General features: G+C 38.8%; 1 protein-coding gene. It reads left to right on the top strand.

Annotation, left to right across the window (positions count from 1 at the left end):
* Window positions 1-397: 397 nt before the first annotated feature.
* The gene (gene bicA, locus AC3DU7_RS30255) at window positions 398-2,104 is read left to right on the top strand and encodes a bicarbonate transporter BicA (RefSeq protein ID WP_488042940.1); all 1,707 of its coding nucleotides are present in this window, start codon (window positions 398-400) and stop codon (window positions 2,102-2,104) included.
* Window positions 2,105-2,842: the final 738 nt, after the last annotated feature.

Raw genomic sequence — 2,842 nt, 5'->3', positions numbered from 1 at the left:
GATGATTTATGCGTATGGGATTGATTTAATTTTTGACGATCGCCAGATGTCTATTGAACTTGATTTTTCAGGGGAGGCTTGAGACCTGATTTTTTGGCCAAATAAATTTAGGATCGTATTTGGATTATTGAAGCTTTGCTAATTAACTATCAAAGCATTGAAATATAAAGGTTTCAGCATTTAAGGGGATAAAAAAAGTGCCAGCTTTTCTGTCAAGAAAGCTCAAAAAAACTAGCATTTTGTGCAAGAGTTGAGCAGAAAAACTAAGGGACAAATATATCCGACTACCTTCTCTATTATTCCTCGTTCCTCCTGTCTCCTAGCCCTACTAAAAGACTTTTGAGCGCAAACCCTATTCAGATGTACCATCTTATATTGTGATTCAGGGAAATCTTTCATGCAAATTACCAATACGATTCATTTCCGAAACGTAAAAGGAGATATTTTTGGCGGGTTGACTGCCGCGGTGGTGGCCCTACCAATGGCACTAGCTTTCGGAATTGCTTCTGGAGCAGGTGCTGCTGCTGGGCTATGGGGAGCAATCTTAGTCGGATTTTTTGCCGCTTTATTTGGTGGCACTCCTAGTCTGATATCTGAACCCACTGGACCAATGACGGTCATTGTCACCGCTGTTATCGCCGAATTAATGGCCGTAAATCCCGAAAGTGGTCTAGCAATGGCCTTTACTGTGGTGATGATGGCGGGTATCTTTCAAATCTTATTTGGAGTCCTGCGGTTGGGGAAGTATATTACCATGCTCCCTTATAACGTCATTTCTGGTTTTATGACAGGAATTGGCGTGATTTTGATTTTTTTGCAAATTGCACCGTTTATCGGTCAAGAAACCCCCTCTGGTGGAGTAATTGGCGTGATTAGGGCTTTCCCTAATTTGATTGCCAATATTAATCCATTGGAAACTTTGTTAGGGTTAATTACTTTAGGAATTTTGTTCTTTTGTCCTGCCAAACTAAAAAAGTTAGTCCCTCCCCAACTAATAGCTTTGGTAATTGGTACAGCGATTTCTTTGATTTTCTTTAGAAACATTGAAATTAGGACGATCGCTACAATTGGAGAAATTACCCCCGGTTTGCCACAACTGCAAATGCCTACATTTACCGCTGAAAATTTACGGTTAATGTTTGTGAATGCCATGGTTTTGGGTATGGTGGGTTCTATTGATTGCCTATTAACTTGTTTAGTGTCAGATAGTTTGACCAGAACCGAACATAAATCTAATAAAGAATTAATCAGTCAAGGGGTGGCTAATTTAATTACGGGTTTATGCGGTGGAATAGCTGGCTCTGGAGCCACAACAGCAACTGTAGTTAGTATCCAAGCAGGGGGACGCACCGCTTTATCTGGCATTAGTCGTGCTTTAGCACTATTGATTGTTGTATTATGGGCAGCACCTTTAACTTCTGGAATTCCCCTAGCTGTCTTAGCAGGAATTGTCTTAAAAGTGGGAATTGATATTATTGATTGGGGTTTCCTCAAACGAGTTCACAACATTTCTTGGAAAGCTGCTGGAATTGTTTATAGTGTGGTACTCCTCACGGTATTTGTGGATTTAATGGTAGCAGTTGCGGTGGGAGTTTTTGTCGCGAATATTTTAACCATTGAACGTCTCGAAGAAATGCAATCTCAGTCTGTAAAAGCGATTACTGATGCGGACGATCAAATCGTCATGACTGATGAAGAAAAGCAAATTTTGGATTGGGCAAATGACCGAGTTTTACTGTTCCATTTAAGTGGGCCAATGATTTTTGGAGTAGCCAAAGCGATTTCCAGAGAACATAGTGCCATTAGTAATTATGATGTATTGATTGTCGATCTGAGTGAAGTGCCAATTCTAGGCGTTACTTCTTCTTTGGCGATTGAAAATGCTATTCAAGAGGCGATCGATGCTGGACGAGAGATAATTATGGTTGGAGCAACTGGAAAGGTAAAACGTCGGTTAGAAAAACTGGGAATTGCTGGCTTAATTCCAGAAAATTACTGGATGGGCGATCGCCTGACTGCACTTAAGGAAGGTTTACAAATAGTGAAGCAAAAAGAAGGCTCTAGCTATGAAGATATGCAAAAACCTGCTGTTCCAAGTTCTTAATCCTATTTTTATTATAGAAACCGGATTTTTCCCAACTTGATTCGGCAAGGGATCTCCCGTTATAATCCGCTATTTAACGGGAGGGAAATTGCCAGCAAGCATCAAATTAAACAGGTATCAATGATAATTAATAATTAATAATTAATAATTAGGGTTTGCTGAAAAAGTCTTTTTGCTGTTGGTAGTAGTTAGTAGTCAGTTCAGGAGGAACAGGGAATTACAGAGGATGTAGTTGAAATAACTGTCCCAAAATTGTTCTGCCCAACTCTTGCACAAAATGCTAGTTTTTTGAGCAATCTTTACCGAAAAGCTGACACTTTATTTTCGCTCCTTAAAGGCTGAAACCAATATAAGTAAATACTTTAATAGTTAATCAGCAAACCCTAATTATCAGAACTTAATTTAACTAAATAAACGTCTAATAATTAACAATTATATAGTTAATAATCATTGTCCTTATTTCATTATTAATTATTCATTATTAATTATTCATTATTCAAGGTACTACCAAAATTGGACAAGGAGACAGATTAATAATCCGGTTGTTAAACTAAGCCAGTTTGTTACCAAACCGACTCGTCTTCAGAACCGTGCGTGAGACTTTCACCTCACACGGCTCCTCTCTTAAACGTCCCTTTTCATAGGTACATCCCTCCCTTAATATCAACATATCCTCAACCCATAAATAACCTTCAGGTAAGTCCTGTAACTTCGGTTGTGTGTATGTCTTTTTATCTA

It is taken from the genome of Okeania sp., from assembly GCF_983059655.1.
The sequence above is the reverse complement of the archived record's forward strand: the minus strand, read 5'-3'. Positions and strand labels throughout refer to the sequence as shown.

Excerpts from the sequence above, each read along its gene's own strand:
- bicA (WP_488042940.1), top strand. The coding sequence starts at position 398 with ATGCAAATTACCAATACGATTCATTTCCGAAACGTAAAAGGAGATATT.